Below are 19,270 nucleotides of genomic sequence, written 5' to 3'. Positions count from 1 at the left end.
TAGTTAGGTTAAATAAAGGAGTGTTCATATATGCGCAAACCGATTATTGCGGGAAACTGGAAAATGAATTTAACAGCAAAAGAAGCAAAAGATTTTGCTGAAGCTGTAAAAAACAAAATCCCTTCTAATAAAGAAGTGGATTCTGTTGTAGGTGCACCCGCGCTATTTTTAGAAACATTGGTTAATGAAGCTCAAGGAACTGAATTACAAATTTCTGCACAAAATTGCTATTTTGAAAATTCAGGAGCATTCACAGGAGAAACTTCTCCTTATGCTTTAGCAGATTTAGGTGTTGACTATGTTATTATTGGTCACTCTGAACGTCGTGAATATTTCCATGAAACTGACGAAGAGATCAATAAAAAAGCAAAAGCAATCTTTGATAATGGCATGCTTCCTATCCTTTGCTGTGGAGAAACTTTAGACACTTATGAAGCAGGTAAAACAAGCGAATGGATCGAAGGCCAAATCAACAAAGATTTAGCTGGACTATCTAAAGAACAAGTAGCTAATATGGTTATCGCTTATGAGCCAATTTGGGCAATCGGTACTGGTAAATCTGCAGACGCTAAAATCGCGGATGAAATCTGTGGCGTTGTTCGTAAAAAGGTAGCGGACTTGTTTGATGAAGATACTGCTGAAAAAGTACGTATTCAATACGGCGGTTCAGTGAAACCAGAAAACATTGCTGAATATATGGCAAAAGAAAATGTTGATGGTGCATTGGTCGGCGGTGCTAGCTTGAAAGCTGATTCTTTCTTAGACTTAGTTAAGGCAGCAAAATAATACAGAGTTTATAAATCTTTTAAATTATAGTATTATTAAATAAAGTCATAAGAGGTAACTCTTAGATTAATCATACTCAAAAGGAGAGACAAGTATATGTCAATTATTAGTGATGTTTATGCACGCGAAGTCCTAGACTCTCGTGGAAACCCAACTGTTGAGGTAGAAGTATTTACAGAATCCGGTGCTTTCGGAAGAGGTATTGTTCCTTCTGGTGCTTCAACAGGTGAACATGAAGCTGTAGAACTACGTGATGGCGATAAAGACCGTTACGGAGGTAAAGGTGTAACAAAAGCAGTTGATAATGTAAATAACATTATTGCTGACGCAGTTATTGGTTTTGATGTTCGTGACCAAACGGCGATTGATAAAGCAATGATCGCACTTGATGGTACCCCAAACAAAGGAAAATTAGGTGCTAATGCCATTCTTGGTGTATCACTTGCTGTTGCACGTGCAGCTGCTGACTATTTAGAAATTCCTTTATATCACTATTTAGGCGGATTCAATAGTAAAGTATTGCCTACACCTATGATGAATATCGTTAATGGTGGGTCTCATTCTGATGCACCAATCGCTTTCCAAGAATTCAAAATTTTGCCAGTAGGCGCTAAAACTTTCCGCGAAGCGCTACGTTGGGGTGCAGAAACTTTCCATGCTTTGAAAAGTTTGTTAAGTGAACGTGGCTTAGAAACAGCTGTTGGTGATGAAGGTGGATTTGCTCCTCGTTTTGAAGGAACTGAAGATGCAGTTGAAACAATTGTTGCTGCTATCGAAAAAGCTGGTTTAACACCTGGTAAAGATGTTTATTTAGGTTTTGACGTGGCCGCTTCTGAATTTTATGAAGACGGCGTTTATGACTATACAAAATTTGAAGGTCCTAATGGTGCTAAACGTTCTGCAGCTGAACAAGCAGATTATATTGAAGAATTAGTAAACAAATACCCTCTTCTTTCCATTGAAGATGGAATGGACGAAAATGACTGGGATGGTTGGAAATTACTTACAGATCGCCTAGGTGATAAAGTTCAATTGATTGGAGACGATTTGTTTGTTACAAATACTGAAATCCTTCAAAAAGGAATTGATATGGGTGTTTCCAATTCAATCCTAATTAAAGTTAACCAAATTGGAACATTGACAGAAACCTTTGATGCTATTGAAATGGCTAAGGAAGCTGGCTATACTGCTGTTGTTTCTCATCGTTCTGGTGAAACAGAGGATACAACAATTGCTGATATTGCAGTGGCTACAAATGCTGGCCAAATCAAGACAGGTTCATTGTCACGTACTGATCGTATTGCTAAATACAATCAATTACTACGCATTGAAGACCAATTAGGTGAAGTTGCACAATACAAAGGACTAAAATCCTTTTACAACTTAGCTAATAAATAAATTAAAGAATTAGAGAAGCTGGGACTAAAATGTCTCAGCTTTTTTTAATGAGAAGAAAGATCTGGATTTCATTATTTTATAAAGCAGCTAAAAACCCTTATGTTTAGGATTTTAGGTAGCGTAGCAAAGAAATACACCCCACCTTTTCAAACATGGAAAGTGAATTTCGGATAGACGCCCTATGTTGGACTGTCAAAAATTTAAGAAAGCTAGCACTTGAAAGAAATATTCTTTGACTAAAGGGAGATCAAGTAGATTTCCACTTTCTATCTTTGAACAATTATCTAACACTAGCCAAGCGCATAAAATTATGCTAAAGTGTACTAGACGATAACAAACGAAGGTGAGGGATAAGAGCTTGTACAGTTTAATATTAAGTGCAGTATTAGTGCTTTCTGTCATTTTAGTTATCACAATTATGCTGCAACCAAGTAAACAAAATAGTGCAGCCAGTGCTTTTACTGGCGGTGCAGATAATCTTTTTGGCAAACAAAAGGCTAGAGGTTTTGAGGCGGTTATGAAACGTTCAACAGCAATACTAGGTACAATTTGGATGGTTTTGTTATTTGTTTTAGTATTGTTATCTTCTCAATAGAAAATAGTTAGCAAAGGGTTTGAGCATTATTCTCAAACTCTTTTTTTATGGTAAAATAAAAAAGAGGTGTTAAACAATGCAGATGAATTTACCTAAACCATTACTAGAAGAACATGGGAAAAGAGCGGTTATTTTTTTACATGCCTACTCTGGAAGTCCTAATGATGTTCGTATGCTTTGTCGTTTTTTAGAAAAAGTAAACTACACAGTTTATGCGCCAATGTTTAAAGGTCATGGAACATTGGACCCGCAAGATATTTTAGACCAAGAAGTTGATGCTTGGGCACAAGATACCCAAACTGCTATTGATTATTTGAAAAATAAAGGCTATAAACAGCTTGCTGTATTTGGATTGTCTATGGGTGGTATCATGTCAATGGATGCATTAACGAAAAATGATTCTGCGATTATTGGTGGCGGAAGTTTTTGTTCTCCAATATTTAAAACAGAGACAAATGTGCCAGAAAACTTTTATCTATACGCAAAAAATGTTTTAAATTATGCGGGGCTAGCGCAAGAAAAAATTAATGAAAAGCTGCCAAAAATCGCAGATAGTGCAAAAAAACAATTAAAAGGAATAGAGAGCTTTTCAGAAAGCGTCAGTAAAAAAGTGAGTGCGGTTAAAGTTCCAGTCTTTTTGGCTCAATCGGGTCAAGATCGGATGATCGATGCTTCGACAGTTTTTAAAACTGCGCAAGCTTTGGAACAAAGCAAAATGACTTTACAATGGTATCCACAAAGTGATCATGTGGTCACTGTAGGGCCTGAAAGAAAAGCATTTGAAAAGGACGTGCTTGCTTATCTGGAAAGCTTACCCTGGAATGAGGAATGAAGATGAAAGAGACGATAAAAACTAAGGTTTTGCATTTTATGGAAAACAGTTCTAAAAAAAGTTTTTCCATAGAAGAAATTGCAGAAAACCTAGGATTAGGTAAAAGCAATGATTTCAAAGCTTTAGTGCAAACCGTAGCAACAATGGAAAGAGAACAATTCGTTGTTTTCAACAAAAAAGGAAAAATAAAATTACCACCCAAGCAAGTACTAGTGGAAGGAACATTTCGGGCAAATGAGCGTGGTTTTGGTTTTGTGACGATTGATCCAGAAGAAGATGACGTTTATATTGCTAAAGAAAACACTGCTTATGCTATGGATGGGGATTTGGTAGCGATTGATATTACTAAACCGTCAGATCCTGCTGATGAACTGGGAGCTGAAGGTCGTATTGTGGAAGTACGCCGAAGAAATCTCACACAAATCGTTGGAGAATTTCATTTGTTTTCTGAAGATGAAATTGCAGATACTGATTTGTATGGGGTAATTTCACCTAAAGATAAAAAACTTTCCGGTTTTAAAGTATTTATTTCCGCTACAGGCATCCGTCCGGTAGAAGGAAATATTGTGATTGCTGAGATCACTCATTATCCTGAAAAAGGTTATGAAGATAGTTTAGAGGGAATCGTAAAAAATATTATCGGTCATAAAGATGAGCCAGGAATGGATATTCTAACAGTTTTAGCAGCTCATGATGTGCCTACAGAATTTCCTGAAGAAGTCATTGAGCAAGCTGAACAAGTTCCTGACTCGATTGATCCTAAAGATTATCCTGACCGAAAAGATAGACAGGATCAAATGATTGTAACGATTGATAGTGAAGAAGCCAAAGATTTGGATGATGCAGTTTCAGTGAAAAAATTAGAAAATGGACATTTCTTTTTAGCTGTGCATATCGCAGATGTTTCTTACTATGTTACTGAAAATAGTCCATTAGATAAAGAAGCCTTAAAACGTGGTACAAGTGTTTATCTAACTGATCGTGTTGTTCCTATGCTGCCGCAACGCTTGTCTAATGGAATTTGTTCGTTAAATCCTCAAGTCCCACGACTTGCCATGAGTTGTGAGATGGAAATTGATGAACAAGGAAGTGTCGTTTCTTATGATATATTTCCAAGTGTCATTAAAACCAGTGAACGTATGTCTTACACGGCGGTTAATGAAATTTTGGAAGATGAAAATCCAGAAACGATGGCGCGCTATAAAGAACTTGTACCGATGTTTCAAGCGATGAAAGAATTACATGAATGTTTAGAAACGATGCGTGATAAACGAGGAGCTTTAACCTTTGAAGATAACGAAGCACAAGTCGTTGTTGATGAAAATGGCCATCCTCTAGATATTATTTTAAGGCAAAGAGGCATAGGTGAACGTATTATTGAGTCCTTTATGCTTTGTGCCAATGAAACGATCGCTAAACATTATCAACAAGCAAATTTACCTTTTATTTATCGTATTCATGAAGAGCCAAAAGAAGAAAAGCTGCAGCAGTTTTTTGATTTTGCAGCGACTTTAGGAATTTTAGTTAAGAGTAAAAAAGGTTCGATCCGCCCTAAAGATTTACAAAAGGTAGTGGAAGACGCGGCTGAAAGACCAGAAAGCAAAGTCATTAATACAATGTTGTTACGTAGTATGCAACAAGCACGTTATTCAGAAGAAAATGTAGGTCACTACGGTTTAGCAGCAGAATATTATACACATTTTACTTCTCCTATTCGTCGTTATCCTGATTTGTTGGTTCATCGTTTGATTCGTTCATATAATGAAGATAAATCAGAGAAGAATCAAGAAAAGTGGGCTGAAAAAATTCCTGAGATCGCACAGCATAGTTCTGATATGGAGCGACGTGCAGTAGAGTGTGAACGCGATGTTGATTCGATGAAAAAAGCAGAATTTATGCAAGATCATATTGATGAAGAATTTGAAGGTGTCATTAGTTCCGTTGTTAAATTTGGTTTTTTTGTTGAATTACCTAATACCATAGAAGGCTTGATTCATGTAAGTGAATTACAAAACGATTATTTTCAATTTGTTGAAAGTCAGCTTGCTTTGGTTGGAGAACACACAAACCAAACCTTTAAAATCGGTCAACAAGTAAAGGTACGGGTGACAAAGGCAGATCCTGATACTAGAGAAGTGGATTTTGAATTGGTAGATGCGCAAGAAGTTACGCCCGTTCAAACGAATAAACAACAAAATCATAAACAAGCTAAGAAAAATAAGGAAGATACAAGCAAAAAGAAAAAAAGCAAAAAAGCTAAGAATAAGGAAAAAAAAACTTTCTATAAAGATGTTCCAAAAGGGGCAAAGAAAAAGAAATAAGTTAAGACAAGGAGGCCAGCTATATGCCAAAAGGTGATGGAAAACTAGTTGCTCAAAATAGAAAAGCAAGACATGATTATACCATTCTTGATACGATAGAAGCCGGCATCTCATTACAAGGAACAGAGATCAAATCGATCAGAAATAGTAGAATCAATTTAAAAGACGGTTTTGTCCGTTTTCGTAATGGTGAAGCTTATTTATTCAATGTGCATATTAGTCCTTATGATCAAGGGAACTTATTTAATCATGATCCTCTAAGAAGTCGTAAATTGCTAATGCATAAAAGGCAAATTGCTAAATTACAGGAGGAAACGCAGAAAAAAGGAATCACTGTTATTCCATTAAAAGTATATATTAAAAATGGCTATGCTAAAGTGCTGGTTGGTCTAGCAAAAGGGAAAAGAGAACATGATAAACGTGAAACGCTAAAACGTAAAGATCAAGAACGTGAAATACAACGTGCGCTAAAAGACTATTGACTTTATGCTATCAATGGTCTTTATTTTGATTTTAGGATAAGATTTGGTATATTTGATTGTAAGAATCCCCTTAGAAAAAAAGAAATAGCGGCTGATTTTTTATCATTGATAAAACTTTGGCATTCTAAGTTTTCAATTTGTTTTTTCAATGACCTATTTGTAGGGATTATCGATGAAAAACTTTTGAAATTTTCTTTTTATGGTGGTATGATACCTAATGTTGAATAAATCACAGTGATTTGATTTTGGCTGTGATTTTGGGATTTTATGGGAAAGAAGGTGAGAGTACTTGGATGAACGTTCGCTCTTGTTTCATATTGGTCCCATTTGGTTTGATGGTACAATCATTTTAATGACGCTGCTTACTTGTATTATTATTTTTGCAGTTGTTTTTATTTGTACAAGAAATTTACAAATGAAACCAAAAGGCAAACAAAATTTCATTGAATGGGTCATTGACTTTGTTCGTGGAGTGGTTTCTTCGCAGTTGCCTAAAAAAGAAGTTGGAAATTACGATTTCTATGCTTTTGTTTTGTTTTTATTTGTATTTGTGGCCAACGAAATTGGTCTTATGACAAAAATCGTCATCCATGATGATTTAACCTTATGGAAAAGCCCTACAGCTGACCCTGTAGTAACCTTAGGACTTGCTTTTATGGTTGTTTTGTTGACCCATTTCTTTGGAGTAAGAAAGATGGGGACAAAAGAATACTTGATTAATAGTTATTTGCGCCCAGTAGGCATTGTCTTACCGTTCAAATTGTTGGAAGAATTCACCAATGTGATTACGTTAGGATTACGTTTATATGGGAATATTTTTGCAGGCGAAGTTCTTTTAGGGTTGATTGTTTCAATGGTAAATAATCTTGGTTGGTTATCATTACCTTTGGCGGTGCCACTTGAAATGATTTGGATTGGATTTTCCTTATTTATCGGAGCCATCCAAGCTTATGTTTTTGTTATTTTAGCTATGGTTTTCTTAGATAATAAAATTGGAGAAGAGTAAGTAATAATATATTAGGAGGAAAAATATTATGGAATTTATTGGAGCAGGATTAGCAATTATGGGAGCAGCTATTGGAGCAGGCTACGGGGACTCACAAGTTGTTGCCCAAGCATTAGAATCAATGGCTCGTCAACCTGAAATGTCAGGTCAACTACGTTCTACCATGCTTTTAGGTGTAGCTTTTGTTGAAGCTGTCCCAATCTTAGGGATCGTTATTGCCTTAATTATGATTTTATAATAAGAAAAAAAGCGGAGGTGATCGTCTCTTACGTCCTTCTGCTTTTTTTATCATAAAAGGCTTTTACTTATAAAATATTTTATAAAGGAGTTATCAGCTATGCTAAATCAATTGGTTTTGTCAGTTGCAGATGTGCAAAATACGACAATTTCAAATATTGTTGTTGTTACCGGCTCATTTGTTTTATTATTGGCGCTTTTGAAAAAATTTGCGTGGAATGCAATTGCTGACATGATGAACAAACGTGAAAAAAAGATCGCCAATGATTTAGATTCAGCAGAACAGTCACGTACTCAAGCTAAAGAATTAGAACAAACGCGACAAGAACAATTACAATCTTCTAAATCCGAAGCTTCAGATATTATAAAAAATGCGAAAAGCTCCGGAGAGTCAAGTCGCCAACAAATTATTAGTGATGCGCAAAAAGAAGTCTCTCAAATGAAAGAGAATGCTCAAGAAGATATTTCAAATGAGCGTCAAGCAGCTTTATCTTCGGTTAAAGGCGAAGTGGGTGACCTTTCAGTGCAAATTGCAGAACAAATTATTAATCAAGAGCTTTCTAAAGAAGCGCATGAAACACTAATTAATCAATATATTGAAAGTATAGGTTCAGAAGATGAAACTAGATAAAAATACAGTAGCTAAACGTTATGGTAAGGCAATATACGAGTTGGCGACAGAAAAAGGCCAAGCCGAAGACGTTTATAATGAGCTATTGTCATTACGTGAGATTTTTGAAGCTCTTCCTGATTTGGGAAACATATTAAGTGACAGGCGATTGAACTTACAAGAGAAAAGAAGTCTTATGGATGAGCTTATTCAAAACTTTACAGGTATTGTCTATAATGCTTTGGAAGTTATTTTTAAATACGGTCGTATGTACGACTTATTGTTAATTATCGATGAGTATGAAAAAAGATATGATGATGATAAAGGACTTCTTTTAGGTTCGGTAACTACCGCCGTCCCTTTAAAGAAAGAGCAAAAAGACAAATTAGCAACTAAAGTTGCGCAAAAATTTGGTTATGAAACGGCAAATTTACAAGAAAATGTCGACCCTTCAATTGTAGGGGGAATACTTGTTGAAACAAACGGTCGGGTCATTGACGGTAGTCTTAAGACTCAGATTGAAAATTTGCGGAAAAAATTAAGCAAATAAAAAACAGAGGTGAAGCAAATGGCCATTAAAGCAGAAGAAATCAGTGCTTTACTTAAAGAGCAGATTGCCAATTATCAAGAGAAGTTATCGGTAGAAGAAGTTGGGACGGTAACTTACATTGGTGATGGGATTGCTCGGGCACATGGTTTAGAAAATGCAATGAGTGGAGAACTACTTGAATTTGCCAATGGTTCTTACGGAATGGCACAAAACTTGGAATCCAACGATGTGGGTATTATTATTTTAGGAGACTTTGATGATATTCGCGAAGGTGATAGAGTAAAAAGAACAGGGCGTATCATGGAAGTTCCTGTAGGAGAAGAAATGATAGGACGTGTCGTAAATCCATTGGGCCAAGCTATCGATGGTCAAGGTGAAATACAAACGGATAAAACACGTCCAGTTGAAGGACCAGCTCCTGGTGTAATGGATCGACAATCTGTCTCACAACCATTGCAAACAGGATTAAAGGCAGTGGACGCTTTGGTTCCAATTGGTCGTGGACAACGGGAATTAGTCATTGGCGACAGGAAAACTGGAAAGACCACAATTGCGATTGATACGATTCTTAACCAAAAAGATCAAGACGTGATTTGTATCTATGTTGCCATTGGACAAAAGGATTCTACCGTTCGGTCCCAAACAGAAACATTAAGACAATATGGGGCGTTAGATTATACCGTTGTCTTGGCAGCAGGGGCTTCTGAACCAGCACCATTATTATATCTTGCACCTTATGCAGGTACTGCTATAGGCGAAGAATTTATGTACAATGGAAAAGATGTGCTTGTAGTTTTTGATGACTTATCAAAACAAGCAGCAGCTTATCGTGAACTCTCCTTGCTATTACGTCGCCCACCTGGTCGTGAAGCTTATCCTGGGGACGTCTTTTATCTGCACTCACGTTTATTAGAACGTGCAGCTAAATTAAGTGATGATATGGGCGGTGGTTCGTTAACTGCCTTACCTTTTGTGGAAACTCAAGCAGGGGATATCTCAGCTTATATTCCAACAAACGTGATTTCAATTACGGATGGACAAATCTTTTTAGAAAGTGATCTATTCTATTCCGGAGTGCGTCCGTCTATTGATGCCGGTCTTTCGGTTTCACGTGTAGGTGGTTCTGCCCAAACGAAAGCAATGAAAAAAGTTTCTGGAACTTTACGTGTAGACTTGGCAAGTTATCGTGAACTAGAAGCATTTACCCAATTTGGTTCAGATTTAGATCAAGCGACTCAAGCAAAATTGAACCGTGGGCGTCGTACAGTGGAAGTCTTAAAACAAGGCCTACATGAGCCACTTCCGATGGAAAAACAAGTATTAATTTTATATGCGTTAACTCATAGCTTTCTTGATAGTATCCCAGTGGATCAATTATTGAATTTTGAACACGAACTATTTGATTATTTTGATGCTAATCATTCAGAAGTTTTAAATGAAATTAGACAAACGGAAGACCTTCCTGATGAAGAAAAGATAGATGAACCTATCAAAGAATGCAGACAGACGTTTTTAGATGAAATACAAAATGGATCATTAAGAGACAGCGTACAATCATTGTAATAAGCAAAAGAGGTGAAGGTCTATGGCTGAATCTTTGAATGAAATAAGAGATAGAATCGCTTCTACGAGGAAAACAGGGCAGATTACCAAAGCCATGCAGATGGTTTCAGCTTCTAAACTTACGAAATCACAAGCTCACTCTAAACAATTTCAAACGTATGCGAATAAAGTCCGCGGATTGGTGACTCACATTGTAGCTGGCCAATTAACAAAAGGACATTCAGCTGAAGAATTAAAGCAATTAAATCCGATGCTGGTGAATCGCCCCGTTAAACGGACGGCTTATATCGTGATCACTGCTGATGGAGGATTAGTAGGAAACTATAATAGTTCTATTTTGAAGCAAATGATGACGATGATACAAGAAGACCATGATTCTTCAGATGAGTACGTGATGATTACTATAGGTGGAACAGGCGCTGATTTTTTCAAAGCACGAAATATCGATATTGCTTATGAATTACGCAACTTGTCGGATCAACCAAGTTTTGATGAAGTGAGAAAGATTGTTAATTTAACAACTTCCATGTATCAAAATGAAGTCTTTGATGAGTTGTATGTTTGTTATAATCACCATGTAAATTCGCTAACAAGTCAATTTCGAGTGGAAAAAATGTTGCCTATTTCAGATTTAGACCCTTCAGAAGCTACGGAATATGAACAAGAATATATATTCGAACCTTCAGAAGAGCAAATTTTAGATCAATTATTACCGCAATATGCTGAAAGCCTAATCTATGGCGCGATTGTTGATGCTAAAACAGCAGAACATGCAGCAGGGATGACTGCAATGCAGACGGCTTCAGATAATGCAGATAATATAATTAGTGATTTATCGACTTCGTACAATCGAGCTCGTCAAGGAGCTATTACCCAAGAAATTACAGAAATCGTTGGCGGCGCAGCTGCTTTAGAGTGATTTTATGAACGAATGGAGGAAGAAATATGAGTTCAGGCAAGATTGTGCAAGTCATTGGCCCGGTAGTTGACGTAGAGTTCTCACTGGATGATACTTTACCAGATATTAATAACGCATTGGTAGTATATAAAAACGATGAGGACAAAACACGTGTTGTATTGGAAGCTACCTTAGAACTTGGAGATGGCGTGATTCGTGCTATTTCTATGGGGTCTACTGATGGCTTGCAACGAGGAATGGAAGTTGTGGACACACAAGCACCTATTTCTGTTCCAGTGGGAAATGAAACCCTAGGACGTGTTTTTAATGTCTTAGGTGAAACAATTGATAAGAAAACGCCTTTTCCTGAAGACGCAGAAAAAAACGGCATTCATAAAAAAGCACCGTCTTTTAATGAATTGAGTACCAGTTCTGAAATATTGGAAACCGGAATTAAAGTTATCGACTTACTAGCGCCTTACTTGCGAGGCGGGAAAGTCGGCCTATTTGGTGGTGCTGGTGTTGGAAAAACAGTATTGATTCAAGAATTGATTCACAATGTTGCCCAAGAACACGGGGGTATTTCCGTGTTTAATGGTGTAGGTGAACGTACTCGTGAAGGTAATGACTTGTATTATGAAATGCAGGATTCAGGCGTTATCGAAAAAACAGCCATGGTGTTTGGTCAAATGAACGAACCACCAGGTGCTCGTATGCGTGTTGCTTTAACTGGCCTAACACTGGCAGAATATTTTCGAGATGTTGAAGGTCAAGACGTATTATTATTTATTGATAATATTTTCCGTTTTACACAAGCAGGTACCGAAGTTTCCGCTTTACTTGGTAGAATGCCATCTGCAGTTGGTTATCAACCAACACTAGCAACTGAAATGGGACAATTGCAAGAACGAATTACGTCAACGGATAAGGGTTCTATTACTTCTATCCAAGCGATTTATGTACCCGCGGATGACTATAGTGACCCGGCACCAGCAACAGCTTTTGCCCACTTAGATGCTACAACAAACTTGGATCGTAAATTGACTGAGCAAGGAATCTATCCAGCAGTGGATCCACTAGCTTCTACTTCAAGTGCCCTAGCGCCTGAAATTGTAGGGCAAGAACACTATGACGTTGCAACAAAAGTACAACGTACAATGCAACGTTACCATGAATTGCAAGATATTATTGCTATTTTAGGTATGGATGAGTTGTCTGATGATGAAAAAACTTTAGTATCACGGGCGCGTAAGATTCAAAACTTTCTATCGCAAAACTTCAACGTAGCTGAACAATTTACCGGACAACCTGGTTCTTATGTTCCAGTAAAAGAAACGGTCAAAGGTTTTAAAGAAATTTTGGATGGCGAACATGATGACTTACCTGAAGAAGCGTTTAGAAGTGTAGGTAGAATTGAAGAAGCCGTTGAAAAAGCGAAAAAAGTAGGTAGCTAGAAAGAGGTGCCTTATGGAGCAATATTTAACGGTCAATGTCGTAACGCCTAATGGCTCGGTTTTTGACCATCATGCAACAATGGTCGTTGCGATCACGACAAATGGTGAACTAGGAATTTTGGTAAATCACGCACCGATTGTTGCCCCCTTAGAAATTGATGAAGTTCGGGTCAAACGGACGGATGCAGAAAACCATGTGAATTGGGTAGCTGTTAATGGGGGAATCATTGAAGTTCGTGATAATGTAGTAACAATCATTGCAGATAGTGCTGAAAGAGCACGTGATATTGACATTTCGCGTGCCGAAAGAGCCAAGCAAAGGGCAGAAGAGACGATTGAACAAGCAAAACAAACATCTGATATCGATGAACAACAACGTGCTGAAGTTGCACTCCATCGTGCAATTAACCGCATTAATGTTTCAAAACAAAGATGATTAAAGAGCAGTCGGAATAACTCTGACTGTTCTTTTTTTGCTGCGAATCACTACGATTCAACGACCAAGGGGAGTTGAAAGTAGATGATGAGCAGTACTAGGGCGAGCGAAAGCGAGGCGTAGTGTCCTTACTTTCCGAATCACTACGATTCAACGACCAAGGGGAGTTGAAAGTAGATGATGAGCAGTACTAGGGCGAGCGAAAGCGAGGCGTAGTGTCCTTACTTTCCGAATCACTACGATTCAGCGACCCAAGGGGAGTTGAAAGTAGATCCTTCAAGGCCTTAGCGACTTGACGCTTAGACCTTGATGAGATCGAAGCGAAAGCGAAGAGATGAGCAGTACTAGGGCGAGCGAAAGCGAGGCGTAGTGTCCGTTACCTTAAAAGTTTCATAGCTAGAAATTTAAAAACATTCCTCATCTTTACAAGCATGGAGAGCCAATTTTTTTAATCGCTAGCTTTAAGTTCAATTATTGTAAATTATTTATTGTTTTCAGGGTGATTATTTTTTATTTTATATTTTTTATGTTAACATAATTGTAATAATTGTTATGAGATTTAATAAGTGAGGTTATTTTATGCAAACGTTCGGAATTGATGCTATTATACGTTTAATTAGTCATTTTGCTTTTATTTATTTAGCATTTTGGTCTTTAGGCGCTTTACGCATCGAAGCTTTTTTTAAATCTCTTCATACCGCACAAATAAGGATGTTTATTGTCCTTTTTTCCATTGTGATCGGTTATATAGCAAGTAGTTTTTTCTTAGAAATCATTGCATTAAGTAAAAATATATTCTTAACATTTCTTTAATAAGCAATTCACTATATTATCAAAAACGAATGTGGTATACTTTAAAAGAATTTTGTCAAAAAAGTAACACGTTTTATTTGGAGGGAACAACATGGAAGAGATTATCGTTTATGGTGATAATCCATTAAAAGGAACCGTAGAAATTGAAGGGGCAAAAAATGCAGTTTTGCCAATTTTGGCTGCTAGTTTATTAGCAGAAGAAGGAACAACTAAATTCAATAGTGTTCCGATTCTTTCAGATGTATTTACTATGAAAGAAGTTATTCATCATTTGAACGCAAAAGTGGATTTTGATTTAGATAAAAAAGAAATAACCGTTGATGCTTCATATCCTTTGGAAATTGAAGCACCTTATGAGTATGTTAGTAAAATGCGCGCTTCAATCGTTGTTTTAGGACCATTATTAGCACGCAACGGACATGCAAAAGTAGCAATGCCTGGTGGGTGTGCTATTGGCAAACGTCCTATAGACCTTCATTTAAAGGGATTTCAGGCTCTTGGTGCCACTATTCATCAAAAGAATGGCTATATTGAAGCAGTTGCTGATCAACTTGAAGGCAATAGTATTTATCTTGATTTTCCTAGCGTTGGTGCAACACAAAATATCATGATGGCAGCTGTTAAAGCTAGAGGGACAACTACAATTGATAACGTAGCAAGAGAACCTGAAATTGTTGATCTAGCAAATGTACTTAATAAAATGGGTGCGAAAATTCATGGTGCTGGTACGGAAATAATGCGTATTGAAGGTGTTGAACAGTTACATGCGGTAAGTCATGCAATCGTACAAGATCGTATTGAAGCAGGCACATTTATGGTAGCTGGCGCAATGCCGAACAATGACGTTTTTATTAAAGATGCTATTGCAGAACATAATCGCCCATTGTTGTCTAAAATAAAAGAGATGGGTGCAGAAGTGACAGAAACTGAAGAAGGAATCAGAGTACAAGGACCTTCACAATTACAACCTACTGATATTAAGACACTGCCGCATCCAGGATTTCCAACAGACATGCAGGCACAAACTAGCGTGTTACAATTATTGGCAAATGGAACTAGCGTTACTACAGAAACAGTTTTTGAAAATCGTTTTCAACATTTAGAAGAAATGTGTAAAATGAATGCTCATATGAAAATCGACGGGAATGTAGCCATTATGCAAGGTAATGATTCACTTCAAGGCGCTTTGGTATACGCAACTGATCTAAGGGCTGCGGCTGCATTAGTCCTAGCTGGGCTAAAAGCTGAAGGTATTACTCGCGTACGTAACTTAAAATATCTTGACCGTGGTTACTATCAATTCCATGAAAAGTTACAAAAGTTAGGCGCTAATATCGAACGAGTGAACGATAATCCAGTAAAAGAAGAAGTCCAGGTATAAAATTAGGAGGTCATGATGTACTTAAGTCGTGATGTATTAATTTCATTAATTAAAATTTTATCTGTTATTGCATTAGCCGTGGTCTTGTTTTTTGTTGGTTTAATGATTGGTTATGGTGGAATTGGCGATGGTTCGCCGTTACATGTTTTCAGCCGAGCACTATGGCAGCATATTTTTGAGTTTGTTCAATTTTAAGAGAATGTAGTAAGCATCTCTTTGATAATAAAATAACCGAACTATGAAGTCTGGATGTCTTTGTCGTAGACGCAGAATGAGCGAATCTCATCCAGTGTAGTTCGGCTATTTTGCTTATTTCTCAAAAAGGAGTCCAGACCTTATGCAAAAGTTTTTTTTAATTTTAATCAGAGGATATCAACGGTTTATTTCTCCTTTATTCCCTCCGAGTTGCCGTTATTATCCTAGCTGTTCTAGCTATATGCTAGAAGCTTTAAAAGTTCATGGAACATTTAAAGGTTTGGTGATGGGGATTGCACGTATTTTACGTTGTAACCCATTTGCCAAAGGTGGTATTGACTATGTACCTAAAGAGTTTTCTTTAAAGAAAAATACTGTGGATCAAGAAAAGCCAATATACAGCTATAAAACCCATTAAAAAAAACGTAAAACTATTTAGTCCTCAGGTGCTTGCACCTGAGGTTCATTGTATTTAATATGTAAGTGAAGATGAATATACGGTCTTTAGTATTTTACACAAGATATAAATATAAGCTAGTTTTTAGCTTGATTTTTGTATTTTATTCTAGAAAATATGCTAAAATGAATTTCGAGGTGAGAAGTTTGAAGAAGAATAAAGAAATTGAAGTCCACAGTGAAGAATCTAGTAGAAATATCAAAGGGCAGACTTACCCAGTAACTGAGTTATATATTGGTAAAAAACAGATTGGTGAAGTGCTTAGTTTTGGATCAAAAGAATTTCAAAGTTTTGCGGATGATGAAGATTTAGGAACTAGTAAAACTTTGGATCTAGCGATTGAGACAATTATTCGTCGTTGGAATTTACATGAAAATTAAAATTTATTGCCAAAAATGATTGCAAAAATATAAAATATCTTGTATTATATTTAAGTCAGGTTTTTTACCGGACTTTTTGGAGGAGTAGCGAAGTGGCTAAACGCGGCGGACTGTAAATCCGTTCCTTCGGGTTCAAAGGTTCGAATCCTTTCTCCTCCACCATTGGGATATAGCCAAGCGGTAAGGCAATGGACTTTGACTCCATCATGCGCTGGTTCGAATCCAGCTATCCCAGTTTTGCGGGCATCAGATTTTTTCTGGTGCTTTTTTTGTTGATTTCATTTAATTTTTGCGATAGTCTAAGAGAAAGCTTACATTCAGTGAAAAAAATAAAAAGACCAAATAAATTAATAAGGGAAGTGTGAAGATGAAGCTTGGAAAGAATCTAAAAGGAAAACTTACTGAAGCAGCGGAGACTATTTATGATGTGTCTAAAAAAGATGTGGAAGTAAATATTGGGAAAAAAGGGCTGGCAGTTAAGGAAAAACGTCCAACTCGCCAACGCATTAAATGGCAAGCCAAAATTCGTTAGTTTATGGATATGACTATCTTTAAACTTAAATTAGCGTGTTTGGCTTTCATTTTCCGATTAAAAAATGTTTTAGAAGGAGGTGGCATCTTTGCCAGAAACTTTACCTATGTATCTCCAAATTCATGATAAAATCAAAGATAAAATTGAAGCGGAATATTGGAAAATCGGTGATCGACTTCCTTCTGAAAGAGAATTGTCTGAAGCGTTTGGTGTCAGTCGGATGACGTTAAGACAAGCCATCCAAACCCTGTCTGATGAAGGTATATTAGAAAGAAAGATTGGTTCAGGTACTTATGTAGCGCGACAAAAAGTACAGGAAAAAATGAGTGGTACGACAAGTTTTACAGAAATTATGCTTTCTCAAGGGCGTAAGCCTTCGAGTAAAGCTATTTCTTATTTTTTCACGCAACCAAGCTCAAGTGAGATGGAGCGTTTAAGTTTAACTGAGCATGAAGCCATCTTACGAATGGAAAGAGTTCGTCTAGCAGATGGTATTCCTATATGTTTTGAAGTTGCAAGTATTCCGGAAAAAATTATCCGTGATTTTAGTAAAGAGGAGATTTCTGCTTCTTTATATCGTACCCTAGAAGAAAAAGGACAACACAAAATTGGAGGAGCGAATCAAACCATTTCCGCTGTTGTTGCATCAGAAAAGAAAGCTGAATACTTGCAAGTAAAAAAAGGCGATGCGATCTTACTAATGCGACAAGTATCTTATTTTGAAGATGGTACACCGTTTGAATATGTGCGCAGCCAGTATGTAGGCAATCGTTTTGAATTTTTCTTAGAAAAATAAAGCTAAGCACGGCTAGGCCCGATATAAATGGGGCTTGGCAGTGCTTAATTTTTTATCAAATGTTCATGATAACGTTTCTCACCTTTTTCAAAGCTGGCTTGATCGTTTAATAATTCTGTGACTGCTTCAATAAAAGTATCCAAATTTTCGACAAGTACACATAAAGTAACTTTTTCTAAAAATTCTGTGTTAGCAACCATATACTCTTGTTGTTGCAAAAAGTTTTGTAATTTACCTAGAAGTGGGTAATCAATTGTGACATAAATTTCTTCTTGTAAAATACCTTGGACGATCTTTGTTTCTTCTAGGGCATGGCTAACAGAATGAGAATAAGCGCGTATCAAGCCTCCTGCTCCTAATTTTGTGCCACCAAAATAGCGAGTAACGACTGCGCAAACATTAATCAGTTCCTGTTTTTTCAATACTTCTAACATGGGGTTACCCGCTGTACCAGAAGGTTCGCCATCATCGCTGGAACGCTGTATCTCATTTTCTTCGCCTATGAGAAAGGCACTACAATTATGATTGGCTTTACAATGTTTCTTTTTTAATTCTTGTATAAAAGCTTTAGCTTCATCCTCAGTGTATACTCGTTTTAATGAACAAATAAAGCGCGATTTTTTAATTTCTAATTCCGATTGTCCATCTTTTTGAATCGTACGATAACTTTCAAGCATCTATTTCACCTCTGTTTTTTACTTTCATTTATTAGTATAATATAGTTAAAAGTTAGATGGCAGTATTTCGCTTAAAAGTTGCATTTTGTTCTTTCAGGCGTGATAATGGAAATAAGGAGGGGTTGGCATGGCAGGAAGAAGAAAAAAATATGATGTGATCACTAAATATCTTAAAAATAATGGTGGCACACAAGTCACATTAACTTTTACTCAATTTGATGAGTTATTGTTTCCTGCTCGTGGACTTCCGAGGTCTGCTCGCACCTCTGTTGACTGGTGGACAAATGATTATTTACATCCTGAAAATGGTGCTTATGCTTGGTTAAATGCCAATTACGAAGTTGTTCATGTTAACTTAGAAAAAGAGTTTGTTCTTTTTCGACCATTGCTTAAATCAAGTTGGATTAGACCGATGGATTAAGGAAACGTTGACAATGGTTGGAAAAACTTTATAATTAAAGATATACTTTGTTGCTTTTAGTTTTAAAAGTGGAGGGGGAGATTTATCATGGCCAAAAAAACAATTATGCTCGTATGTTCTGCTGGGATGAGTACAAGTTTGTTGGTGACTAAAATGCAAAGGGCTGCTGAAGAAAAAGAAATTGACTCAGATATCTTTGCAGTATCATCATCAGAAGCAGATATACAATTGGAAAATAAGGATGTAAATGTTTTATTATTGGGTCCACAAGTTCGCTTTATGAAAGCTGACTTTGAGAAGAAACTAGCATCTAAACAAATTCCGGTAGATGTAATCGACATGTCAGATTATGGAATGATGAACGGTAAAAATGTTTTAAATCAAGCACTTAATTTAATTAATGAATAAAAAATGTTGAAAAGGGCAGGAGTCAAAAAAAGATTTCTGCTT

24 protein-coding genes and 2 tRNA genes are annotated in these 19,270 nt (G+C 36.8%); 25 read left to right on the top strand and 1 reads right to left on the bottom strand.

What is annotated here, in order from left to right:
• Positions 1 to 30: 30 nt before the first annotated feature.
• The 23 genes from tpiA (at position 31) to AC806_RS06920 (ending at position 17,722) form a co-directional block, all read left to right on the top strand.
• Entirely contained in the window at positions 31 to 786 is a 756-nt protein-coding gene (gene tpiA / locus AC806_RS07025; protein ID WP_014125142.1) for a triose-phosphate isomerase, read from the top strand.
• A gap of 96 nt (positions 787 to 882) precedes the next feature.
• Positions 883 to 2,184 (top strand): phosphopyruvate hydratase, encoded by a 1,302-nt coding sequence (eno, locus tag AC806_RS07020; RefSeq protein WP_069029054.1) that lies wholly within the window; start codon positions 883 to 885, stop codon positions 2,182 to 2,184.
• A 358-nt stretch (positions 2,185 to 2,542) separates the two neighbouring features.
• Complete coding sequence (secG, locus tag AC806_RS07015) at positions 2,543 to 2,779, top strand: preprotein translocase subunit SecG (protein ID WP_014125140.1); 237 nt, start codon at positions 2,543 to 2,545, stop codon at positions 2,777 to 2,779.
• 76 nt (positions 2,780 to 2,855) lie between these two features.
• Positions 2,856 to 3,611: an alpha/beta hydrolase gene (locus AC806_RS07010; protein ID WP_069029053.1), complete on the top strand. Its 756-nt coding sequence runs from the start codon at positions 2,856 to 2,858 to the stop codon at positions 3,609 to 3,611.
• A gap of 2 nt (positions 3,612 to 3,613) precedes the next feature.
• Complete coding sequence (gene rnr, locus AC806_RS07005) at positions 3,614 to 5,932, top strand: ribonuclease R (RefSeq protein ID WP_069029052.1); 2,319 nt, start codon at positions 3,614 to 3,616, stop codon at positions 5,930 to 5,932.
• 23 nt (positions 5,933 to 5,955) lie between these two features.
• A complete protein-coding gene (gene smpB / locus AC806_RS07000; RefSeq protein WP_061839906.1) occupies positions 5,956 to 6,414 on the top strand; it encodes an SsrA-binding protein SmpB in 459 nt (152 codons plus the stop codon).
• A gap of 289 nt (positions 6,415 to 6,703) precedes the next feature.
• Positions 6,704 to 7,420 carry a F0F1 ATP synthase subunit A gene (gene atpB / locus AC806_RS06995; RefSeq protein WP_069029051.1) on the top strand — a complete coding sequence of 239 codons (717 nt, stop codon included), beginning with the start codon at positions 6,704 to 6,706 and terminating at the stop codon, positions 7,418 to 7,420.
• A gap of 28 nt (positions 7,421 to 7,448) precedes the next feature.
• Positions 7,449 to 7,658 (top strand): ATP synthase F0 subunit C, encoded by a 210-nt coding sequence (gene atpE, locus AC806_RS06990; RefSeq protein WP_028790152.1) that lies wholly within the window; start codon positions 7,449 to 7,451, stop codon positions 7,656 to 7,658.
• A 99-nt stretch (positions 7,659 to 7,757) separates the two neighbouring features.
• Entirely contained in the window at positions 7,758 to 8,288 is a 531-nt protein-coding gene (gene atpF, locus AC806_RS06985; RefSeq protein WP_069029050.1) for a F0F1 ATP synthase subunit B, read from the top strand.
• Positions 8,275 to 8,817 carry a F0F1 ATP synthase subunit delta gene (locus AC806_RS06980; RefSeq protein ID WP_028790154.1) on the top strand — a complete coding sequence of 181 codons (543 nt, stop codon included), beginning with the start codon at positions 8,275 to 8,277 and terminating at the stop codon, positions 8,815 to 8,817. The genes atpF and AC806_RS06980 overlap by 14 nt, the downstream gene beginning before the upstream one ends.
• Before the next feature lie 18 nt (positions 8,818 to 8,835).
• Positions 8,836 to 10,380, top strand: a complete 1,545-nt coding sequence (atpA, locus tag AC806_RS06975; protein ID WP_069029049.1) for a F0F1 ATP synthase subunit alpha — start codon at positions 8,836 to 8,838, stop codon at positions 10,378 to 10,380.
• Between the two features lie 22 nt (positions 10,381 to 10,402).
• Positions 10,403 to 11,299, top strand: a complete 897-nt coding sequence (locus AC806_RS06970) for a F0F1 ATP synthase subunit gamma (protein WP_069029048.1) — start codon at positions 10,403 to 10,405, stop codon at positions 11,297 to 11,299.
• 26 nt (positions 11,300 to 11,325) lie between these two features.
• A complete protein-coding gene (gene atpD / locus AC806_RS06965) occupies positions 11,326 to 12,732 on the top strand; it encodes a F0F1 ATP synthase subunit beta (RefSeq protein WP_061839913.1) in 1,407 nt (468 codons plus the stop codon).
• A 13-nt stretch (positions 12,733 to 12,745) separates the two neighbouring features.
• A complete protein-coding gene (locus AC806_RS06960; RefSeq protein ID WP_069029047.1) occupies positions 12,746 to 13,168 on the top strand; it encodes a F0F1 ATP synthase subunit epsilon in 423 nt (140 codons plus the stop codon).
• A 579-nt stretch (positions 13,169 to 13,747) separates the two neighbouring features.
• On the top strand, positions 13,748 to 13,981 hold the full coding sequence (locus AC806_RS06955) for a DUF1146 family protein (RefSeq protein WP_061839914.1): 234 nt from the start codon (positions 13,748 to 13,750) through the stop codon (positions 13,979 to 13,981).
• A 91-nt stretch (positions 13,982 to 14,072) separates the two neighbouring features.
• Positions 14,073 to 15,362: a UDP-N-acetylglucosamine 1-carboxyvinyltransferase gene (gene murA, locus AC806_RS06950; protein WP_069029046.1), complete on the top strand. Its 1,290-nt coding sequence runs from the start codon at positions 14,073 to 14,075 to the stop codon at positions 15,360 to 15,362.
• Positions 15,363 to 15,377: 15 nt separating this feature from the next.
• The gene (locus AC806_RS06945; protein ID WP_041591839.1) at positions 15,378 to 15,557 is read left to right on the top strand and encodes a DNA-directed RNA polymerase subunit beta; all 180 of its coding nucleotides are present in this window, start codon (positions 15,378 to 15,380) and stop codon (positions 15,555 to 15,557) included.
• A gap of 142 nt (positions 15,558 to 15,699) precedes the next feature.
• The gene (yidD, locus tag AC806_RS06940; protein WP_014125124.1) at positions 15,700 to 15,975 is read left to right on the top strand and encodes a membrane protein insertion efficiency factor YidD; all 276 of its coding nucleotides are present in this window, start codon (positions 15,700 to 15,702) and stop codon (positions 15,973 to 15,975) included.
• Positions 15,976 to 16,160: 185 nt separating this feature from the next.
• Positions 16,161 to 16,394 (top strand): DUF2969 domain-containing protein, encoded by a 234-nt coding sequence (locus AC806_RS06935; RefSeq protein WP_014125123.1) that lies wholly within the window; start codon positions 16,161 to 16,163, stop codon positions 16,392 to 16,394.
• 78 nt (positions 16,395 to 16,472) lie between these two features.
• A tRNA-Tyr gene (locus AC806_RS06930) sits at positions 16,473 to 16,556 on the top strand.
• 1 nt (position 16,557) lies between these two features.
• Positions 16,558 to 16,629: transfer RNA gene (locus AC806_RS06925), tRNA-Gln, on the top strand.
• Positions 16,630 to 16,761: 132 nt separating this feature from the next.
• On the top strand, positions 16,762 to 16,926 hold the full coding sequence (locus tag AC806_RS12040; RefSeq protein WP_014125122.1) for a hypothetical protein: 165 nt from the start codon (positions 16,762 to 16,764) through the stop codon (positions 16,924 to 16,926).
• A gap of 106 nt (positions 16,927 to 17,032) precedes the next feature.
• On the top strand, positions 17,033 to 17,722 hold the full coding sequence (locus AC806_RS06920) for a GntR family transcriptional regulator (protein ID WP_371862648.1): 690 nt from the start codon (positions 17,033 to 17,035) through the stop codon (positions 17,720 to 17,722).
• 44 nt (positions 17,723 to 17,766) lie between these two features.
• On the opposite strand, the gene AC806_RS06915 is transcribed toward AC806_RS06920, so the two are convergent.
• The gene (locus tag AC806_RS06915) at positions 17,767 to 18,399 is read right to left on the bottom strand and encodes a YigZ family protein (RefSeq protein WP_069029045.1); all 633 of its coding nucleotides are present in this window, start codon (positions 18,397 to 18,399) and stop codon (positions 17,767 to 17,769) included.
• Positions 18,400 to 18,526: 127 nt separating this feature from the next.
• On the opposite strand from AC806_RS06915, the gene AC806_RS06910 reads away from it, so the two are divergent.
• A complete protein-coding gene (locus tag AC806_RS06910) occupies positions 18,527 to 18,820 on the top strand; it encodes a DUF7662 domain-containing protein (RefSeq protein ID WP_014125119.1) in 294 nt (97 codons plus the stop codon).
• An 87-nt stretch (positions 18,821 to 18,907) separates the two neighbouring features.
• Positions 18,908 to 19,228 carry a PTS sugar transporter subunit IIB gene (locus tag AC806_RS06905; RefSeq protein ID WP_069029044.1) on the top strand — a complete coding sequence of 107 codons (321 nt, stop codon included), beginning with the start codon at positions 18,908 to 18,910 and terminating at the stop codon, positions 19,226 to 19,228.
• Positions 19,229 to 19,270: the final 42 nt, after the last annotated feature.

It is taken from the genome of Tetragenococcus halophilus (genome assembly GCF_001712815.1).
Taxonomy (GTDB): Bacteria; Bacillota; Bacilli; order Lactobacillales; family Enterococcaceae; genus Tetragenococcus; species Tetragenococcus halophilus.
This window is presented reverse-complemented; position numbering and strand designations above follow the sequence as displayed.